The following is a 16,688-nucleotide window of genomic DNA, read 5'->3' as shown; positions in this document are numbered from 1 at the left end:
CGATCATAATCAATTATCAGCAAGAACACAACGAATCCGCAGGAAACAACACGAAAAATGGACAGGGATAGAATGCAGCCTTTATCAAAGCGATGGTCTTTCACGTAGGAAGCTGCGTATGAAGGCAACCAGCAGAGCCAGCAACAGGACAACCGTGAGCAAGGATAGGAATAACAGAAACTGTAATATAGAGAATGCACTTATGGTGATGTACCAATCGGTGGTGTGCAGCATACTTAGCTTATAGAGTACCGTTGGCACTACTTGTGTAGAATCCTTCAGAGAGAGCCATACGGGAGTCAGAGTCTGAAGTGGCTGTACAACGTTCCATAGTAGCAGTACAAGTAAGCTGGCAATGATAGCATGTACACAACGTGCGATGAGGAAGGGCCAATACCGAATATTCGTATGATTCAAGATACTTGCAATCTGGGCATGAACAGATAATCCTCCCCAAGAAAGCACGAATGCTGCTGCTGCTGCCTTGAATACAAGCGGAGTTCCCTCCGTCTGGCCAGCCGCGCGGGCACCAAGGGTGACTTCGAAGATTCCTCCAGTGATCGCATCGGTCAATAATACCGGGAAGCCTGTAGTTCTGAGCAGAGTTGCCACGAAGCTATTCAATTGTGCCATCAGACCCGAGAGCATAAGACTCTGCAAAAAAACAGAGAAGAATACAACGAGCCCTCCTACGACCATAATAAGCTTAAGGGAAGAGATGATTGCCTGCCGCAGTATGGTACCAACTGAACGTCCATCCTCCATTCGTGCTTGCTGCATGGCAAGCAGCGCCTGCTTCAGCAGGCTTGTCTTGTGAGCTTCAGTCGATGCTGGCTGAGAGGGATGCGAGACGGTATGAGATGCTCCGTGATAACGCATAAGTAGAGCTATGCACAATGCTCCACCATAGTGACCAAGCATGAGAATGAGAGCCAGAGAAGGATTATGGAAGAAGCCGACACATACAGCTCCGATGAGAAAAATCGGGTCTGAAGAGGTCGTAAAGGCAACAAGGCGTTCACCTTCCTCGCGCGATACTTTGCCTTGCTCCCATAGCTGGGCCGTTAATTTGGCTCCTACAGGATAGCCAGAAGCGCAGCTAATCGCTGCGACGAAGCCCCCGCTTCCAGGGATACGAAATAGAGGTTTCATGATGGGATCGAGCAAAGCTCCCGCGCAGTGAACGATACCCAGCCCAAGCATAAGCTCGGACAGGACAAAAAAAGGAAATAAGGAGGGAAAGAGTACATCCCACCAGATGGACAGGCCGCGTATTCCCGCTTCCAGCGCAGGCCCGGGATGAGCAGCCAATATCATCATCACCGCAAGCAGGGATAAGGAGAGGGGAATGAAGCCCCATGTTCTCAGGAATGACATGATTGCCTCCTCATGAACGTATTGCTGGAAAGAATTATGAGCTTGGTTATCCTTATGATGACAAGTGGACAAAGAGTACCAAAAAAACGGGAAAACCTTTTCATACAAGGGTGTACATTTGTAACCGGTATGTTAAAATAATAAGACCAACGATAAAACTCTTAAGGATGGAGTGATAATCATGAGTGTCGTTGCTGGTATTCTGGTCTGTGTCTTCGTGTATGTCATCCGTGCTTCTCTCGTCCATCCCGGTGAAGAGGACTGGCGAAGCTACTAGCATGTCTCCTTGAATAACATGTGTTAGTGAGCTGATTAAAGTTTTTACAATCGTTGCAGGAAATTTAATGAAGTGTAACGGCGCTCACAGCGCCTTTTTTTATTATTAATGGTATAATGATTAGGTCTATCATTTCTGAATTATAGAAAGTGGGCGGGCATGTGAATCCTAACTTATCAATTTACGACAATCTTGGAGGAGCGCATGGAGTGCGTTCGTTAGTGGAGGCTTTTTATCCCAAAGTCCAGAAGAATCCCTTACTGGCTCCTTTGTTTCCGGAAGATATTACACCAGTCCTTGAGAAGCAGTATATGTTTTTGAGCCAGTTTTTCGGAGGGCCATCGCTGTATTCGGAAGCCGTCGGGCATCCGATGATGCGAGCACGTCACTTGCCGTTTGCTGTGACGGAAGAGCGAGCAGAGGCATGGCTGTCCTGTATGGCAGAGGCGCTTACAGAGGTTGGGGTTGAAGGTGAGCTTCACTCCTTTATCATCAAGCGGCTATCCGGACCAGCCTATCACTTCGTGAACACCCCTTAGCCCTGTGATGCTTTCCCAGAAAGGGTTGGAGCTATTTTGGAAATTGAACCGTTATTTAAGATCAAGGTAACCTGTCCCAATTGCGAGCATGAGTTTCAGACCTCTCGCGTACGTCCGAGCCTGAAGAAGGCGATCCGTACAGATTCTGATTTCTGCGGATATTACAAGAATGAGAATCCTGATTTCTATGTTATCCGGATCTGTCCGGAATGTGGGTTCGCTACAACGGAGAATTCAGAGACGAACCTTCGTGATCATCAGAAGAAGGCATTCATGGACAAGATCGGTACCCGCTGGACGAAGCGGGATTATGGTGGAGCCCGTACCTGGGAGGTTGCTCTTGAGACGTACAAGCTGGGTCTCCTGTGTGCTCAGACCGTAAAGGAAAAGGAACGTGTCGTGTCCAGCTTGCTTCATCACATAGCATGGCTCTACAGGTATAAAGGATTGCAGGAGGAAGAGATTCGCTTCCTGGGATTCTGTCTTGAATCCTACATCCGGGTCTATGAGCTGGAGGGTGTCGGGGCTAACAATGCCAAGCTGCTGTATCTGATTGGTGAATTGAATCGGCGAGTAGGTAACTTCCGTGAGGCCGTTCGCTGGTTCTCGCGGGTCATTAATGACAAGAGCATTACGGATGCGGCCATGATTCGGGCATCTCGTGAACAGTGGAGCGTATTGCGCGAGCAGATGCTGGCAAGCAATGAACAGCTACCTTCCGAGATGGAGCAGGCCTAAATAGAGGTATACATCAAGAGCTAGCCTGAGTACTGGAGTACTTATCAGGCTAGCTCTTGATGTATTTATGGGCTTAATCGGACATGAATTACTTCCGTGTACTAATCATAGGCAGCTTATTACGACAGTTACTACCCTGTGTCGATTGCTAACGAAGTGCTACGTCAGCCAGCAGATAATCATCATCACAATCCAGTAATGTAATCCGGTTGTGGCAGCAGGGGAAGACCAGCAGCTTCTTCTGACCGTCATGAATGGCGGACAGTTGCTTAGGCTTAAGTGGGAGGAGCACATGCTCCTGACTGCAGAAGGGGCATTGCTCTACATAAATATCACCCATAACGATCTCATAAGGCCAGGTATGGCTAAAAGGAATCATGACTCCGAAGCCTCACCATCATGTTTTTGGGACTCTTCTTTGGCCAGCTCGGCCAGCTTTTGCATTAAAATATGCTGTGGCATATGCATCAGCTGTTCCAATGGAACGCCCAGCTTCTCTGATAGCTTGATGGCCGTGTCTGGCGAAATTTGTAAAGGTCTCATCGAAGGATGCTCCTCTCCTGCAATATATTCTCACCCGCGATGGGTGTCTTCGTTATTCAAGTGTCCTCAAGCTTGTACCCACAATTTCAGTTATGCCCTCCATTGATAGCGGCTTGTCGTAATCCAATATAGCATGTTGTCGGGTTTCTGCCAAATTAGGGCTCTCAGTAATTACTCTCTAGTTCTTAATTCCCTCCTTTTTACAAAAACTTGGCTAAAACTATTGACCTAGAAAATGTTTCTAATCTAGTATAGGTAGAATAGGCTCATTTTCCCAAATGAAATCTATTTTTGAAAAATAGGAGAATGGAAAATAATTTGGGTTAATATGAGAATTAATACATATTGCTGAATGGGCGGCGAGAGGAGATCACTAACGAATGAGAAGAAAAGCCATAGCTGGATGGATTCGTGTTGTTGTTGTCATGGTTGTGTTACTTGGAGGATCGGCGCCAGAGCTATCTGCGCAACAATATGAGTATGATGATCTGAACCGACTGATTAGCGTAGAGCAGGAAAAGAAGACGACCCAATATACATATGATGCGGGAGGGAACCTGCTCACTGTCAAGGCAACGCCTCGGGATACAGGAACTGCCGCCGTGAAGGGGCAGGTGGCTCAAGACTGGAAGTCTTATGCGACTCGCGGAGTGGAGGCCAGCTTCAGCACCGTCACTGAAGACGCATATATGGAATCTTCAAGCGGCACGGGCACCGTAACTGGTGATGTATACACGGTAACAGACGATGTGTACCAGCAGTCTGTGCCAGAAGGTCAGGAGCGTGTCATTCAGTATATTGACGTCAGCTCTCCACAGATCGGAGGGGCGAATCTGTATCGTGATCTGGCAGTAACAGCAGGAGAGAGCTATACCGTCAAAGGACAAGCAAAGGTCCTTCAATTGGACAAGGCGGTCGTGAAGGTGGTAGTGAACTATTACGATACTGCAGGAAAGCTTCTCAGTTATCAGCATGTAGCGATTTACCAGCAGACCGACGCAGACTGGGAGACCTTTCAGGCGGGACTATCGGTACCAGCAGGTGCAGTGAAGGCTAGAGTTCATTTGCAGATTACTGTGCTGCAGCCGCAAGGCTCAGGTCAAGCGGGCTTTGTAGGGCTGTCCTTTGCGCCGGACGCTAGACTGTAGGGCTGGGGGAGCATAAATGATGAGGCAAAGATGGACACGGATACTACTGACGGTTGTACTTGCAGTTATTTTGGCTGGCGGTATGCGAGTATTCACTGCGAATGCCCTTGAAGCGACGGAATTTACATTGCCACCAGGGGCGAATGTGCAGATTACTACTGCATTTGATTCCGGGCAGGTCACTGTATATCACAAAGGCACAGCACCTTCCTTCGATTACGTTAAATTAAACAAGAATGGAACCCTGTCTACAAGTGCGCAATATGATCGCAATTTTAATGCGGTCATACTAGCAGGTCAGCAGATTAATCTCACAAATACATCTAATTATAATCTGGAACTGACGACAAGCAGCAAGACGAAAAAGCTGAAGTTCGTAACTACAAGTATACCGGCGTTCGAGAAGCGTATGCTGCCGCCTGGAACAAGTGTAGCGGTAACCAATTTGACGAGCGCGGCAGAATCATTTCTGATTAGTGGTCTCAATGATAATGTCAAATTTAACGGTAGTGGGGTACTAACGACCTTCCAGCGTGATGACAAGGGGGGGAGAACCCAACTGGCTTCTGGTAACCGTATGGTTGTGACGAATCGGGATACGCAGACGATTGAAGTCAGTGGTGCCAATGGCGTATTCTCCTTCTACAATTCGGGACCTGCATCGTTCCGGGAGCGTATTGGGGTAGGACAGACACTCGAAGCAATCAATACGGAGAATAAAACCTTCTATGTCTATTACGAGAGCGCAGGGACACGTTCCTATGAATATGTCGTCTACAATGAGGACGGCTCTGTAAGCTCGTCTGGTACAGACAAGAAGGTTTCTGATGCGATCGCCAAAGGCAAGAGACTGGTCGTAACGAATCGTGGAACAGGTTGGCTAGAGGTAATCGGAGCTTATGATGCTTTTACCGTTACTAACGAAAATGATCCATCCATGTTCCGGCAAATTCTGAATAATGGAGAGAGCTATAAATTCACCAATACACAGGCCAGAAGTCTCAACCTCAATATTCGAGGGAAATACGACATGGTTAAATATGAGGCTAATGGAAAGGAGGTTCACATTGCTGCAGATGCAGTAAGTGATAGCAGTATTGGCTATACGGTGTACTCTGGTCAGTATGTAGTCGTAACGAACCGTAATTCTAGCCCTGTAATCGTAAGTGGGGCAAGGGATGCCTATCAGGTGGATAGGAGTGCATATCCTGCGCTAATCCGGCGTGTAGTGCCTGTCGGGGGCAGCTTTGTAGCCTTGAATCAGACACAGTATGTCGGTTCGATTTTAATAAATGGTACCTTTGACTATGCGCGATATGATGAAAATGGGATCAAATCCTACACGCCATCGAATTATGTGAGTCGAATGGAGATTCTGGGCGGCGAACGTGTAGCCTTCACGAATACAGACACGGAGAGCAAGACGATTGCAGCTCCATACGAGATGTTCCGTTATCTGGATCGCTACAATCCGGTTACGCTGAATCGGACGCTGCAACCAGGAGATACGCTGAAGCTGGACAATATCTCGGCTCGTTCCTTCTCCGTCGATGTGAGTGGACAGCATCATTATGTGACGTATACGGAGGGGAACAGAGTCAGCCACTATGGCAACCCGATTGAGCGGGAGACTCACTCTGTGACAGCCAGTGAATGGCATATCGTAACGAATAGTGGCTTGTCTGCGATGACGGTCAAGGCTCCGTTTGATGCCTTCAGTGTCAATGCACGCCTGACACCTGCGCTATTTAAAGGCTATGTGAATTATGGAGAGAGCCTGAAGTTCAAGAGTGGCAGCAGTGCGTTATTCAATGTCGATCTGAACGGTACTTACGATCAGGCAAGCTACCGTCAAGACAATGGCCTGCGATCCATGGACCGCAAGACAACGAGCAGACTGCCACTATACCCTAATGAGCGGGCAACTGTGACGAACTCGGGTAACACGCAATTAGTCCTTCTGGCTCCGTATGATGTCATTAACGCGGAGGTAAGTCAGACACCTGCTTTGGTTATTCGCCATTTGCTGGCAGACAAAAGTGTAGAGTTCGTGAACAGAACGGCACAGTCCGAAATGATACGGATGACCGGGATTCATGATCTGATGGATTATACGGCGGATGGAAGTCCATTCTCTTATAACCGTGGACGCGTCACCGGGTACAATACCGTATCTGCGGGACAGCGTGTAGCAATCATGAACCGAGATATTCAACCGATTGATGTATATGGTGCTTATGAGATTTTTGAATTAAAGGATCGTGCGAACCCGGTTACGTTCAGTCGAACGCTTCAAACCGGACAGAGTGCAGATTTCCGCAACCATACGGGACGGCCTTTCAGCATCTATCCGGCAGGTACGTATGATTTTGCCAAATACGGCGCGGATCGAGATGTTGAGGATGTAGGGCTGCAGGAGACCCTGGCTTCGAGATTGATCAGCAGTCAGTCTCGAATAGCTCTTACAAATACAGCAGGAAGCTCCATGCTTGTAGAAGGTCCATATGATGCATTCGCTATAAGCGGCAGGCAGCACCCAGCCGTGTTCAAGTGGAGTTTGGGGCCACGGAAAAGTATGGAGGCCACCTATACCGGACCAGGAAAAGGTAAGGTATATGCGACAGGCACATTTGATCATGCCATGTTCGTAGACGGAGCATTGGATCTCTACTCCAGAAACGATACGCTTCCGAAGCTTGTACACAAGGGCGAAAGAATCGCCATGATGAATACTGCCGAGCAGCAGTCAATGACTGTATATGGCGGTTATGACGTATTTGAGACGAATTCGCGTGCCAATCCGGTAACGTTCCGTCATACGCTCGGAGCAGGAGAGCATGTGGATATTTTGAATAAGCATGCTAGCAAAGTTTTCTACACATATTTCACAGGCGTTTACGATATGGTGTTGCGCAATGCAGATGGTGAAATGTCCAGTCTGGATTACGCGACGCAATCAGGCACCAAGATCATTAGAAATGGTCAACGCATCGCTGTATCCAATTCCGGCGGAGCCACGGTCACCATCGAAGGCTCGTATGATGCGTTCCAGGTCCAGAAGCGGACAGTACCAGCTTTGGCCAAGATCCAGCTTCAGCCGGAGCGGAGCGCTACCGTGACGAGTATCGGCACAGCAGACTCAGTCCTTCGTGCTACAGGGATGTATGACGAAGCTGAATATGACAGTTCGGGGATGCTGGTCAGATACGCAATTAAGCAGACGACAGGACATACCTTCAAGCCAGGCAAGAAGCTGGCTGTACAGAATACAGATGAGAAGAGCATTGTATTCTACGGTGCTTATGAGGACTTCAGAATCGAGTCCAGAGAGCAGCCCGTAACTTTCGAGCAGGCGCTGTCGCCTAGCCGAATTGTGGAATTTACCAGAAAACCATCCAAAGGGCAATTAAGCTTGAAGATGAGCGGATTGTACCATTTCGCTGAATATAAGGATGATGGTTCAGTCCACGGTTTTGGGGCAGAGGAGTCCGCAGGAACGCAGGTCACTCAGGAAGGGAACCGTATTGTGCTGCAAGCAGCGAACAGCAGCCCGCTTACGGTGCGTGGACCTTATGATGGCTTCGAGATCAGAAATATCGCTATACCGCCTGTAACCATCAAGACTCTGCAGACGGGGGAAAGCTTCTCGATTATCAATGTATCTCCGGATACATTCAGTGCGAAGGTCAAAGGGAAACATCATGTGCGGACCTATCACGCCACAGGAGAATTGGCTTCATCGTTCGATAATACGGATTATACCTTCAAGTCCATGAAGGCAGGTCAGAGAATCGTCGTCATCAATCCAGGTGTGGAGCCCGTCATTGTCACTGCACCGACGGAGGCCATTCTTGTGAGCCAGGGCGAAGAGCTGGCTGTGAAACGTCTTGGACTGGATGAGACCGTCAAAGTTGCCAATACGTCGGCAGCTCCAGCCCGACTGGCACTGACCGGGATGTATGATATCGTCATGTACAATGCGGCTAATCAGCCAGTGAGCTACACTCGAGGGACAGGTGGAGCTTCTCAGTCCATCCCTGCCAATCACTATGCAATAGTGACCGGGAAGCAGGCGAGCCCGACGATTATTCAGGGCAACGCGGGAGTACTGGCATTCACCAGCCGCAAGGAGCCTGCGCTGAGAATCATTACAGCGAATGCCGAGAGTAGCCACGATATCAAGAACCTAGGCAACGTATCGCTGAAGCTGTCCGTGACAGGTACGGCAGATTGGGTGAGACTTGATTCCGCAGCGAATGTGATGGATTACAAGGCAGCCGATGCAGGACGCTCGTATACTCTGAATACAGGTGAGACATTGCGCATGAGTGCTGCGAGCAATGTTTCTCTGGAGCTATGGGGACCATATGACGTTCTTCAGGTAGAGAGCAAGCAGCATCCGGCCTTGACCAAAGCGACACTTCAGCCGGATGGGGCCTTGAAGATCACGAACGTGACAGATAAGAACCATACATTGAAGGCAGAAGGTGCTTTTGCCTACCGGGTAGGCAAGGGAGAGGAGCAGTCAGGACGGAGTCCGCTTACCGTATCCTCCGGTGCTCAAATTCTGGTGCGCAGCCTGGAAGCTGCACCTTATCTGATGTATAGCCCGTATGGCTTGCTCCGCTATGAGGATGGCACTGTCGAGCTGGAGGAAGTAATATCTGGCGAGGCTGCGGCTGAGCAGATTAGCAAGCTGGACCCAAGCCAATACGATCCAGCTACGCTATATGCCGATCCTGTAGATACAGCGACCGGGGCACAAATCATCAATCGCACATTACTGAGCGCAAATGGTGCTGTACCAGTACCTTTCCAGGCGCAATACTACTCGCTACTGGGTGGGGAAGGAGCACTTGGCAAAGGCTGGAGTCATAATTATGAGCTGAAGGTGCAGCCAGCCGCAGATGGTAGATCTGTCGAGGTATTCTGGAATGCTTTCCGAAAGAATACGTTCGTTCTAGGTGCAGATGGCACATATACCTCGCAGGACCCATCGGTTCGGCATGATGTGCTGAGCCGGCAAACGGATGGTACTTTCACACTGGTGCGTAATCAGGGTACGACACTGCGCTTCGCTGCAGACGGCTTGCTAATGTCGATTGCGGACCGCGGAGGAATGAAGCTGCAGCTCGATTATTCGACGGCACGTCAGCTCATCGCGGTGACAGAGCCAGTAACGGGGCAGGGCTTGTCCTTCGCCTATAATTCAGCAGGTGACATCGTCACTGTAGCAGATACGGCTGGAAGACAGGTAGGCTTCGCGTATGATCGTAGTGGGCGGCTGAATAGTATAACGGATGCTGCCGGAAGAGAGACAATCTATACGTATAATGCCGATCACCGTATTGATACGGCGGTTAGTGAGGGTGCCGAGCTCTTCACGAACATCTATGATGATAAAGGGCGGATTGTAACTCAAAGTGATGCTGAGGGAGCTACGACGACCTTTGCCTATGAAGAGAAAGATAAACAGCTAATTACCACGATCACCGATCGGAACGGACGCCAACAGCAGCGTACACATAGTGCGAAGTATGAGCTGTTACAGGTTCTGGATGCATTAGGACGGACGACCTCGTATGTCTATGATGACCTAGGTAATCGTTCTAGTGTAACCAATACACGAGGTCAGACGGTGACTTATACGTATGATGCCAAAGACAACCTCAAGAGTGCCGTAGATCATACGGGACAGACGATCACGCTATCCTATGATGAACGGGATAACCTCAAGACCGTCACGGGTCCTGACGGCAATCAGGTAAAATATACGTATGATGGACAGGATCGCTTGTTGTCTGTGACAGATAGCGAGAATCGTACAACGGCCTACGTTTATGACACGAACGGCTTCCTGCAATCGGCAACGGATGCGATGGGGAACAAGACGGCCTACACGTATACAGGTGGCCGATTGACCAAGCTTACGACGGCTGTCGGCGAGGAACTGACGTTCCTGTACGATGAAGCTGGCCGCATGAGTGGTATGAGGGACGAGGAAGGCAATGAGACCGCATCGGTCTATAACGCAGCCGATGAGCTGTTGTCGTATACAGATCCGTTGGGTCACACGTATCGCTTTGCCTATGATAGCCAAGGCTTCCTGAGTCAGGAGACAGATGGACGGGGGCTGAAGACGCAGTATACCTATGATGGCAACGGCAATCTGCTCCAAATGACAGATGCGGCCGGAGGAATAACAGCCTTTGCCTACGATCGTGAAGGACGAATGGTATCGGCGACGGATGCGCTGGGCAATAAGAGTACTTTTGCCTATGATGCTGTAGGTAATGTCGTTAGCGAGACCAACCCGCTGGGTGAGAAGGTCCGTTATGTCTATGATGATCTGAACCGTGTGACTGAGGCATACGATGCATTGAATCAACGAGCCTATGCGGTCACTTATGATGCGATAGGCAATCCTGTAGCGACTACGGACGCGCTGGGTCAGACCTATACGAGTCAATATGACAAGCTGAGCCGTCTAACTGGCAGCATTGATCCGCTTAGCAGACAGACGATCTTCACCTATGACGATCTGAATCGACTGACATCTGTGCAGGACCCGATGGAGGGCGTGGCTCGACAGAGCTTCGATGCGCTGAACCGACTGACACAGGTGACGGACCCGAATCAGAATACGGCTAGCTACACTTATGATGCGGTAGGACGCGTTACTCGTGAGACGGATGCAGCAGGCGGTGTGCATACGTACAAGTACAATTCCATTGGGCTGCTCGCTCAGGAGACCAATAAACGTGGTCAGAACGTAGACTATGCCTACGATGCTGCTGGACAGTTGACGAAGTTCACGGATCCAGATGGCAGCGTGGCCTACAGCTATGATGCCAACGGTAATGTCACGGCTGTGACCGATCAGGATGGACAGACGATTCGTCGTGAATATGACGCCCTGAATCGAGTGAAGCAATATACCGATGAGCATGGCAATACCATCAAATACACCTATGATGCTATAGGACAACTGACAGCCTTGACGTATCCAGATGGCAAACAAGTCAGCTATACGTATGACGCTGCAGGCCGGATGCGGGCCGTAACCGACTGGGCAGGTCGCAAGACAACCTATACGTATAACGCGAATGGACAAGTCGTCTCGACACAGCGTCCAGATGGCAGCGAGGAGACACGCACGTATGATGCGAACGGACAGCTGCTGAGCTCGGCGAATCGCGGAGCAGATGGCAATCTGCTGACGAGCTATGCGTTCAGCTATGATGCTGTAGGTAATGTTGTCTCCGAGACCGGTGGCGTGCAGGGCACTGTACCGTCTGAAGTGACCTTCGACGTGTACGGTCCAGGGCTCTCACCTGCACCGGAAGAGGGATTGGGAGCGGAATTGAACGGAACTGATCCGACTGCCGTCACTTCAGACGTGTACCCGCTGGAAATGACATATACGGCGGACAATCGTCTGGCAACGGTAAATGGTGAACCGGTCATCTATGATGCTGATGGCAACATGACGACAGGACCGTTGCAAGGGAATATGCAGTCCTACGTATACGATTCACGTAATCGTCTGCAGTCTGCGGGCGGTGTAAGCTACGGCTATAACGCAGAGAATATGCGGACCTCTGTCACAACAGATGGCAACACGATTCGTTATGTGATCAACCCGAATGTAGCCTTGTCTCAGGTGCTGATAGAGACGGATGCGGATGGCAATCCACTAGCTTACTATGTATACGGCCTGGGACTACTGGGTCGGGAGGATGCTAGCGGTGCATATCAGTCGTACCACTATGATCGTCGTGGCAGCACGGTAGCGCTGACCGCACTGGATGGTACAATTACGGATACGTATGAATACGGTCCATATGGAGAGCAGATCGGACACGAGGGCGAAACAGAGCAGCCGTTCCGCTATAATGGACGTGACGGAGTCATGACCGATGCGAATGGCCTGTATCATATGCGTGCCCGGTACTACAGCCCAGACATCAAGCGATTCATTAACCGCGATGTCGTGACAGGTACGATCTCGGATACACCGACCCTGAACCGTTATGCGTACGTGAACGGGAACCCGATTTCGTATATCGACCCATTCGGCTTGAGTCGTGATGGCGACTCCCTGATGTTGCGCGGCGGCGACGTGCTGCTGGATCTCGTGCCGGGAATTGGTGCACTGAAGGGCTTCCAGCAAGCCTTCACAGGTGTGAACCTTGTGACGGGAGAGAAGCTGTCTGTGGGACAACGCTGGATGGAAGGGATTGGATCGGCGATTGGTCTGATTCCGATTCCGGGTTCGAAGGCAATCGGGAAGTATGGCGTGGAAGGTGCCGTGACTCTGGGGAAAAAGGCTAAAGGATGGTTTAGCAGAGGAAGCACTCCTAAACTTGTGTCAGCATGTAATTGCTTTGCAGCAGGTACAAAGGTTCTTTCGGATGAAGGGGAGAAAAATATCGAAGACATTGAGGTCGGAGATATGGTTCTCGCTAAGGATGAGAACAACCCGGATGGAGAGTTGGCCTACAAAGAAGTAACTAACCTTTACCGCAACCAACGTGATGATATTATTAAACTGCATGTTGGGGAGCAAGTTATTGAGACGACAGATAATCATCCGTTCTGGGTTGAAGGAAAAGGGTGGGTCTTCGCAGATGAACTTCAGGTTGGCGACAAACTTCAAAAGGCTGATGGAAGCAACTTGACGATTGACAAGGTAGAGTTCGTGAAGCTGGATAAGCCTATAACGGTGTATAACTTCACGGTTTCGGACTACCACACGTATTATGTGACGGATTTGGGCATTTGGGTGCATAATACGAATTGCGATATACTCGACTGGTCAATTGTAAGTACTAGAACAGGTGAAACAAGGGTTCAGCATGTGGGAACACATCTTGTGGAAGATACATCGAAAGATCTACATGGGGTATTTATTGATGACCCAGTTTCTGTTTTGAATCAGGCGTGGAATAATAAAGCAAGTGGTACGGTTACAGTATCCGGTAATGTGGATATCTGGAGAATCCCTTATCCTGAAGCAGGGTTACAAGGTGGCTCAAATGGTTATGGTACAGTTTTAAATTCTGTGGAGATAATCGTACAGAGAAGTACAAATAAAATTATTACAGGCTATCCTGCTGATTAGAAAGGAGAAGTTCTATGGTTCTAAAAAAACATCCAATTGATACTTGTCACATTTGTCACCAAGGTTGGGTAGTAATTGTGAAGGAAGTCTCTTCAGAGAAACTTCTTGTTTATTGCAATGAATGTGAATCTGAATGGATTCATCCTGAAAACTACTTCAACAATGAGGAAAGCTCTCTTTTTAATAATGGAAGAATTGCTGAGCCTGGAGAAGAAGAGGTTATATCAGCAAAATGGGATAAATATGTAAGCAACGAATTGAAAAGCAGAATAAAATAATGGAAGATTGACCTTGAAGTGGATTTCCCTTCAAGGTTTTTTTCTTCTGACTGGTGTGGAGGTGCCGCAGCCCTGGTAAAAGACTAAAGGATGGTTTGGTAAAGGGAATATTCCTAAAGTAATTACAGAGTGCAACTGCTTCTCCGCAGGTACCAAGGTACTTACCGACGATGGTGAAAAACCAATCGAGGATATCCAGGTAGGGGACAAGGTACTTGCGAAGTCTGACGAAACCGGAGAAGTGGCGTATAAAGAGGTCGTTGGTCTGTTCCAAAAACAGGCTGATGAGATCTATTATGTCCACATCGGTGATGAGATCATTGAGGTCACGGGTGAGCATCCGTTTTGGTTGGATGGCAGGGGCTGGACTTATGTCAAAGACCTGAAGGTTGGCGATCTGCTTCTTTCAAGTGATGGTACCAAGCTGGCGATTGATAAGATCGAGAAAGAGTCACGAGAAGCGACCGTTTACAACTTTGAGGTAGAGGATTATCATTCGTACTTTGTATCTAACCTTGGAATTTGGGTGCATAATTGTGATATTAATCCTAAATTGTTGTCTGGTGTAGAAGGGACAGGGAAACTTGAAAGAAGTGAGCATGCTATACTAAGAAGTAAAGAGGGTAGACCTGTCGGTTCGGCAATTAATGATGTTCAAAAAGCCAGACAATCTGATATTCTTGTACAAGAAGACGGTAGATGGATTATCAAAGGAGATAATGGCAGAATTCATATTGTTGAAGCAGATGGAAGCCAAGTAGTAACTGCTATGCGGATTCAAGATGGAAGATGGAGTAGACCTTCAGAAGCTGAATTTCAACAATTTAAAGAGACATTCTCCGAGTATGTGAGGTGGTAAAATGGAACTCTTAAAACATGAGGAAATAGCTAGTGTCACTTTGTTTGACCTAAGATTATCAGAGGGCGAATTGATGGTTTATGAAAATTGCATTGAGTTTGTACTAAACAGTTGTTCAGAGGAAGAACTGTATGAACTAACTGGATGTGAAAATCGGGAAGAATTAGCTTCTTATCAGGATGATTTAAGATATTTAATTAAATCTGTCATCAATAATAAATATTTGCCGAAAAAATATAAATAGTGAACTCTCATAACCTTGATTGGCTATATGCCATTCAAGGTTTCTTTTTGTAAATATTGTGTATCCCGACAAACGGTTTCCTATGTCTCCAAATTGTATGTAGTGTCGCTCATAATGGTCGGAACAATAGGTTGGCGCGGTCATGTATGTATACATAATTCACTCCTTACGGAGAGCAGACCGGACACGAGGGCGCAACGGAGCAGCCGTTCCGCTATAATGGACGTGACGGAGTCATGACCGATGCGAATGGTCTGTACCATATGCGTGCCCGTTACTACAGTCCAGATATCAAGCTATTCATTAACCGCGATGTCGTGACAGGTACGATCTCAGATACACCGACCCTGAACCGCTATGCGTACGTGAATGGGAACCCGATTCCGTATATCGATCCATTTGGTCTGAGTCGTGATGGTGACTCCCTGATGCTGCGCGGCGGCGACATGCTGCTGGATCTCGTACCAGGAGTAGGCGCGCTGAAGGGCTTCCAGCAAGCCTTCACAGGTGTGAACCTGGTGACAGGCGAGAAGCTGTCTGTGGGACAACGCTGGATGGAGGGGATTGGATCGGCTATTGGTCTGATTCCGATTCCGGGCTCGAAGGCGATCGGGAAGTATGGCGTGGAAGGCGTCGTGACTCTGGGTAAGAAGGCTAAGGGATGGTTTGGTAAAGGGACAGGTAAAACAGAGGAGTTGATAACTGTCTATAGGGGAACTAATAACTACTTAGAGAATGCAATATATGATGAAACGGGACACTTGTTAAGTGATGCCACCCGAATAGCTTATCGTGAATCAGGTAACCTTGCTAATGCCTACAAAGCTTCTCAACCTATTCATGATGAGTGGCTCAAAATCTGGTATAACAGCATGGATGATTATGTCCAAGCTCATAGGGCATTCGGGACTGACTTGCCAAAAGCTTTTAGAATGGACAGAACATTAATGTCTGTTACTACAGACGAGAAGATTGCCAAGTATTTTGCAAATGGTGGCATGGTGTATAAAGCGAAAATACCTAAATCTCAACTAATACCTCAAACACTCCCAGGATCCACTGAGAGTGAGTACTTAATTAAATTTGGTATTGGAGGTTTTACACCAAAATGAACCTAAATAATGAATTAATTAGTCCTCATAAAATTGATGGTCAAATTGTATATACTGTAGATACAAAAGCTTTTGAGCTTCTGATCAACAATCCTATAATCGAGAATCAGCCAATAAATGCATTAGATACTGTTTGTAATATGATGGATTTCGTGAGAAAGTACAGTTCTTTTTCTCTTGCATTCTATCCTTTAGGGAGTCAAAAGAAGTGGATGTTTTGTTTGTTACTCAGCAAAAATGAGAAGCTGCAAAGGGTACAAATCGAGAATGTGCAGTGCAAAGTATGCAATTGGAAGGGGAGTATTGCAAATCCAACTATCCCAGAATTGTATTATGGTTGTCCTGATAGATGGGGGGCATTGGAAGAAGCTAGTAAAATACCAATTGTTCACTGCCCTAACTGCAATAGTACATTACCTAGACATTCAATCTGGGTGAGTAGCTAAAAT

11 protein-coding genes and 2 pseudogenes are annotated in these 16,688 nt (G+C 48.1%); 10 read left to right on the top strand and 3 right to left on the bottom strand.

Going from position 1 to position 16,688, the window contains the following annotated elements:
- Nucleotides 1-84: 84 nt before the first annotated feature.
- Nucleotides 85-1,377, bottom strand: a complete 1,293-nt coding sequence (locus K331_RS0115490; RefSeq protein ID WP_028591003.1) for a nucleoside recognition domain-containing protein — start codon at nt 1,375-1,377, stop codon at nt 85-87.
- A 438-nt stretch (nt 1,378-1,815) separates the two neighbouring features.
- On the opposite strand from K331_RS0115490, the gene K331_RS0115480 reads away from it, so the two are divergent.
- Both K331_RS0115480 and K331_RS0115475 read left to right on the top strand, forming a co-directional pair.
- The gene (locus tag K331_RS0115480) at nt 1,816-2,193 is read left to right on the top strand and encodes a globin domain-containing protein (protein WP_025680219.1); all 378 of its coding nucleotides are present in this window, start codon (nt 1,816-1,818) and stop codon (nt 2,191-2,193) included.
- A gap of 36 nt (nt 2,194-2,229) precedes the next feature.
- Complete coding sequence (locus tag K331_RS0115475) at nt 2,230-2,931, top strand: DUF2225 domain-containing protein (RefSeq protein WP_028591001.1); 702 nt, start codon at nt 2,230-2,232, stop codon at nt 2,929-2,931.
- 148 nt (nt 2,932-3,079) lie between these two features.
- On the opposite strand, the gene K331_RS0115470 is transcribed toward K331_RS0115475, so the two are convergent.
- Both K331_RS0115470 and K331_RS31540 read right to left on the bottom strand, forming a co-directional pair.
- Entirely contained in the window at nt 3,080-3,310 is a 231-nt protein-coding gene (locus K331_RS0115470) for a hypothetical protein (protein ID WP_028591000.1), read from the bottom strand.
- Nucleotides 3,307-3,474 (bottom strand): YycC family protein, encoded by a 168-nt coding sequence (locus K331_RS31540; RefSeq protein WP_084165486.1) that lies wholly within the window; start codon nt 3,472-3,474, stop codon nt 3,307-3,309. The genes K331_RS0115470 and K331_RS31540 overlap by 4 nt, the downstream gene beginning before the upstream one ends.
- Before the next feature lie 380 nt (nt 3,475-3,854).
- Between K331_RS31540 and K331_RS0115460 the strand changes: the two genes are divergently transcribed.
- From K331_RS0115460 to K331_RS0115430, 8 genes and pseudogenes are all read left to right on the top strand, one after another.
- Nucleotides 3,855-4,622: an RHS repeat domain-containing protein gene (locus tag K331_RS0115460; RefSeq protein WP_028590999.1), complete on the top strand. Its 768-nt coding sequence runs from the start codon at nt 3,855-3,857 to the stop codon at nt 4,620-4,622.
- Between the two features lie 16 nt (nt 4,623-4,638).
- Nucleotides 4,639-13,746 (top strand): polymorphic toxin-type HINT domain-containing protein, encoded by a 9,108-nt coding sequence (locus tag K331_RS31935; protein ID WP_051289857.1) that lies wholly within the window; start codon nt 4,639-4,641, stop codon nt 13,744-13,746.
- 14 nt (nt 13,747-13,760) lie between these two features.
- Nucleotides 13,761-14,024 carry a hypothetical protein gene (locus K331_RS29685; RefSeq protein ID WP_036635033.1) on the top strand — a complete coding sequence of 88 codons (264 nt, stop codon included), beginning with the start codon at nt 13,761-13,763 and terminating at the stop codon, nt 14,022-14,024.
- Between the two features lie 115 nt (nt 14,025-14,139).
- Nucleotides 14,140-14,568: pseudogene (locus K331_RS33125) on the top strand (polymorphic toxin-type HINT domain-containing protein); the annotation flags it as partial.
- A 316-nt stretch (nt 14,569-14,884) separates the two neighbouring features.
- On the top strand, nt 14,885-15,127 hold the full coding sequence (locus K331_RS0115440) for a hypothetical protein (protein ID WP_028590997.1): 243 nt from the start codon (nt 14,885-14,887) through the stop codon (nt 15,125-15,127).
- A 170-nt stretch (nt 15,128-15,297) separates the two neighbouring features.
- Nucleotides 15,298-15,522, top strand: a pseudogene (locus tag K331_RS32700) (RHS repeat-associated core domain-containing protein); the annotation flags it as partial.
- A gap of 33 nt (nt 15,523-15,555) precedes the next feature.
- The gene (locus tag K331_RS0115435; protein WP_226383613.1) at nt 15,556-16,239 is read left to right on the top strand and encodes a pre-toxin TG domain-containing protein; all 684 of its coding nucleotides are present in this window, start codon (nt 15,556-15,558) and stop codon (nt 16,237-16,239) included.
- A complete protein-coding gene (locus K331_RS0115430) occupies nt 16,236-16,685 on the top strand; it encodes a hypothetical protein (RefSeq protein WP_028590995.1) in 450 nt (149 codons plus the stop codon). The genes K331_RS0115435 and K331_RS0115430 overlap by 4 nt, the downstream gene beginning before the upstream one ends.
- The last annotated feature ends 3 nt before the right edge of the window (nt 16,686-16,688 follow it).

This window comes from Paenibacillus massiliensis subsp. panacisoli DSM 21345, from assembly GCF_000426545.1.
In the GTDB taxonomy this organism is placed as follows: Bacteria; Bacillota; Bacilli; order Paenibacillales; family Paenibacillaceae; genus Paenibacillus; species Paenibacillus panacisoli.
Note: the sequence above shows the minus strand (reverse complement) of the source record. Positions and strands in the feature narration are given on the sequence as shown.